The following is a 4,035-nucleotide window of genomic DNA, read 5'->3' on the forward strand; positions in this document are numbered from 1 at the left end:
GCTACGACGCCGGCGCCGACGGTACGACCGCCTTCACGGATAGCGAAGCGCAGACCGTCTTCCATTGCGATGGTCTTGATCAGGGTAACAGTCATCTGAATGTTGTCACCTGGCATTACCATTTCAACGCCTTCCGGCAGTTCGCAGTTACCGGTCACGTCAGTGGTACGGAAGTAGAACTGAGGACGGTACCCTTTGAAGAACGGAGTGTGACGACCGCCTTCTTCCTTCGACAGAACGTAGACTTCTGCGGTGAACTTGGTGTGCGGCTTGACCGAACCTGGCTTGACCAGAACCTGGCCACGCTCAACGTCGTCACGCTTGGTACCACGCAGCAGAACGCCGCAGTTCTCGCCAGCACGGCCTTCGTCCAGCAGCTTGCGGAACATCTCAACACCGGTGCAGGTGGTGGTGGTGGTGTCACGCAGACCAACGATTTCCAGCGGATCCTGAACGCGGACGATACCACGCTCGATACGGCCGGTAACAACGGTACCACGACCCGAGATCGAGAATACGTCTTCGATTGGCATCAGGAATGGCTGGTCGATGGCACGAACTGGCTCAGGGATGTAGGCATCCAGAGTTTCTACCAGCTTCTTGACAGCGGTAGTGCCCATTTCGTTGTCGTCTTTGCCTTCCAGCGCCATACGAGCCGAACCGATGATGATCGGGGTGTCGTCGCCTGGGAAGTCGTAGGTGGACAGCAGGTCGCGAACTTCCATCTCGACCAGTTCCAGCAGCTCAGCGTCGTCTACCAGGTCAGCCTTGTTCAGGAAGACCACGATGTACGGAACGCCAACCTGACGGGACAGCAGGATGTGCTCACGGGTTTGTGGCATCGGACCATCGGCGGCCGAGCAAACCAGGATCGCGCCGTCCATCTGGGCAGCACCGGTGATCATGTTCTTCACGTAATCAGCGTGACCTGGGCAGTCAACGTGAGCGTAGTGACGAATGTTCGAGTTGTACTCGACGTGAGCGGTGTTGATGGTGATACCGCGCGCTTTTTCTTCCGGAGCCGAGTCGATCTTGTCGAACTCAACGACTGCCGAACCGAAAACTTCGGAGCAGACGCGAGTCAGAGCTGCGGTCAGAGTGGTCTTACCGTGGTCAACGTGGCCGATGGTGCCGACGTTAACGTGGGGAAGGGAACGATCAAACTTTTCCTTAGCCATCGATACAACCCTCGCAGAAGAATAGTCTTGCGCTGATAAAACAAAGGCAGATATTTTCATATCTGCCTTGTTTGTATGGAGCTCTTGAGCGGATTTGAACCGCTGACCTCACCCTTACCAAGGGTGTGCTCTACCAACTGAGCTACAAGAGCGAAACACTTTGTGCAAAATCCAGCAAACTTGGAGCGGGTAGCGGGAATCGAACCCGCATCATCAGCTTGGAAGGCTGAGGTTCTACCACTAAACTATACCCGCGGAGCTTGCGGCTCTCGCTAAAACTGGTGGAGGGAGAAGGATTCGAACCTTCGAAGCTCTCGCAACGGATTTACAGTCCGTCCCCTTTGACCGCTCGGGAATCCCTCCAGATGTGGCCGGCATTCTATTTGTCTGCCGTCCTAGTGTCAAGCGTTTTTTCAAATTTTTTCAATCAAATCTGAAACTTAGCTGCTTTGACACCGCTTCCAGCTCTACCACCCAAGTGGTGTTCCCTGTGAAGCGGGCGCCATTCTATCAAGCTATTCGTCAGTTGCAATACCCTGGCAGAAAATAATTTTATGTTTTAAGTCTTTGAAATCATTGGAAAGAGATGAGAGCACCGTTTCATCCAGCAATCGCTCGCTTTCCGGGGCTACCTTGAGCCAACGACCATCGGCACCAGGCAACTGCGCTACCACCGGCAACGTCGCAATATCGAGGCTAAGCAGACGCTGGCGCAGGGCTTCGAGCTGCGCCTGCGCCATTACCCCACCTATTACCAGGCATTCATCCCGGCGCTTTGGGGGTGTTGATACACCCGTTTCACGCAAAAGCCGGATTTCTTGCTGACTCCCCTTGTACAGAGACAAGGGGGCGACTTCCTTGACCTTCAGCGGGGCTTCCTGCTGATGCCACACGTAGTAGAAGACGTTGAGCACCAGTAACAGCAGAAACAACCAACGCATAGGCACCTCAATCCAATGGACAAGCCATGGCCAGCCCCACGAACACCAGGTCGGGCACGACACGCGCCTGGGGCACGGCCTCCCTCACTAGCGGCGCATCGCCCCCAGTGAGGAATACGGTGAAATCTTCACCCCACAGGGCACGTGCCTGCTCGAGCTGCGTGCGGGCAAAACCCTGCAGCATCAGAACACAACCGCGCTCGACTGCCTCGACGGTTGAGCGCCCTGGTAACAGGCTGGTCAACGCGCGCTCGGCGGAGGCATCGTCATAACGAATGCGCCGGGTGTGGGTGCGCAACTGACTGCGCATCAATGGCATGCCCGGGCAGATATACCCGCCCAGGTGCTCGCCATCCGCAGCCACGAAGTCGGCTTTTGCAGCAGTCCCCAAATCGATGACCAGGCAAGCCCCTTTGGCAACATGAAATGCACCTAATGCGGCCAGCCAGCGATCCATCCCCAAACGCTGGTAATCCTCATAACCGTTGCGCACGCCTGCCATTTCCCGGGCGGGGTGCGCTACCCGGGCCTGAACGGCAAAGGCCTGGGCGATAACCGCGCAAAGCGCATCGGTCTCTTCCTCGCTACGCACACTCACAATGCGACAGCCCGTAAGACGCACCGAGGCGAGTGCAGCCACTTCGGCCACCAATGCCTGATCGGTGTCGACAATCCCGCCGCCCTCGATCACTGCATCGGCGACATGGATGACCCGCCATTTGATAAAGCTGTTTCCGCAATCGAGCTCAAGAATCATCACGCAACCTCAAACTGAGCTCACCACCGCTGAAGCTCTTCTCCACTCCATCCACCTCAAGGCGCAAGCCGCCCTGCCCGTCGACGCCAAGAACAACACCATCAATACGTGTGTTACCGGCAATCAGCGATACACTCCGGCCTTGCCAAAGGTGCGCCTGCTCCCATTCCTCCTGGAATGCAGCGAAACCATAGCGCCGATGACGTGCCAGTTCATGCTGCAAATGCTGGGTTAGCGACGCCACCAGGTGATTCCGGTCTATTGCCCCACCCAGCTCGCGTCGCATCGACGTCCACTGCTGGTCGACCTGCTCGTTCGCCTGCATGTTCACATTGATGCCGACACCCAGCACAACATGGCAGACATCGGCTGGATCTCCCACCAGTTCCAGCAGAATGCCGGTGATCTTCATCCCGTGTACCAGGACATCGTTAGGCCACTTCAGCCCTACGTCCTTTACACCAAAGCCCTGCAAGGTGCGCATTACTGCCAACCCTACCACCAAGCTCAAGCCTTCAAGCTGGCGCATGCCGCCGTCAACCCGCAGCACCAGGCTGTAGTACAGGTTCTCGGCAAACGGACTGACCCATTGCCGGCCACGTCGGCCACGGCCAGCGCTCTGGCGCTCGGCCAAAACCAAAAAGGGTGCTGCCTGGCCCTCACCCGCCATGCGCAGGCCTTCGGCGTTGGTCGAGTCGATCGTGTCGTGGATGAATACTGGCCACTGCTCGCCTTCGGCGAACCCGGCGATTGCTTGTGCCTCGAGCAACACCAGCGGCGCAGCCAATTGGTAACCACGCCCACGAACTTTGTGAATGGTGAGGTTCAGTTCACTCTCCAGGTGCTGCAGCTGCTTCCAAACGGCGCTACGACTCACCCCGAGGGCCGCCCCCAGAGCTTCTCCGGAATGGAACCGGCCGTCCTTGAGGAGATTCAACAACTTCAGCATGCCAGTCTCGACTTGGAATAAGGCAGGCATGATAGCTATGGGCTGGGGGATTGCATAGGAAAAGGGCCGAATGCCTCGGGCTGAAACGCTCAGCCTGACGATAATGGCGCCGAGGAGCAGGCGCTGTGATGGATCCGGCTGCGCCGGTGTTCGCGGGCACGCCCGCTCCCACAGGGATTGTGAGGCCAGGAGACTTTTTTGGAGCACAAA

The 4,035-nt window shown here is 57.5% G+C and carries 4 protein-coding genes and 3 tRNA genes; all 7 read right to left on the minus strand.

Annotation, left to right across the window (positions count from 1 at the left end; translation table 11 throughout):
- A partial coding sequence (gene tuf, locus GYA94_RS08605; RefSeq protein ID WP_161892133.1) for an elongation factor Tu occupies positions 1–1,178 on the minus strand: 1,178 nt, incomplete at its 3' end.
- Positions 1,179–1,254: 76 nt separating this feature from the next.
- Positions 1,255–1,330 (minus strand) — tRNA-Thr (locus GYA94_RS08610).
- Between the two features lie 29 nt (positions 1,331–1,359).
- Positions 1,360–1,433 (minus strand) — tRNA-Gly (locus GYA94_RS08615).
- Positions 1,434–1,457: 24 nt separating this feature from the next.
- A tRNA-Tyr gene (locus tag GYA94_RS08620) sits at positions 1,458–1,541 on the minus strand.
- A gap of 152 nt (positions 1,542–1,693) precedes the next feature.
- Positions 1,694–2,119 (minus strand): hypothetical protein, encoded by a 426-nt coding sequence (locus GYA94_RS08625; protein ID WP_161892134.1) that lies wholly within the window; start codon positions 2,117–2,119, stop codon positions 1,694–1,696.
- Positions 2,120–2,126: 7 nt separating this feature from the next.
- On the minus strand, positions 2,127–2,876 hold the full coding sequence (locus GYA94_RS08630) for a pantothenate kinase (protein WP_161892135.1): 750 nt from the start codon (positions 2,874–2,876) through the stop codon (positions 2,127–2,129).
- Positions 2,866–3,825 carry a bifunctional biotin--[acetyl-CoA-carboxylase] ligase/biotin operon repressor BirA gene (gene birA, locus GYA94_RS08635; protein ID WP_161892136.1) on the minus strand — a complete coding sequence of 320 codons (960 nt, stop codon included), beginning with the start codon at positions 3,823–3,825 and terminating at the stop codon, positions 2,866–2,868. The genes GYA94_RS08630 and birA overlap by 11 nt, the downstream gene beginning before the upstream one ends.
- Between the last annotated feature and the right edge of the window lie 210 nt (positions 3,826–4,035).

Origin of the sequence: Pseudomonas juntendi (assembly GCF_009932375.1) — a bacterium.
Classification (GTDB): Bacteria; Pseudomonadota; Gammaproteobacteria; order Pseudomonadales; family Pseudomonadaceae; genus Aquipseudomonas; species Aquipseudomonas juntendi.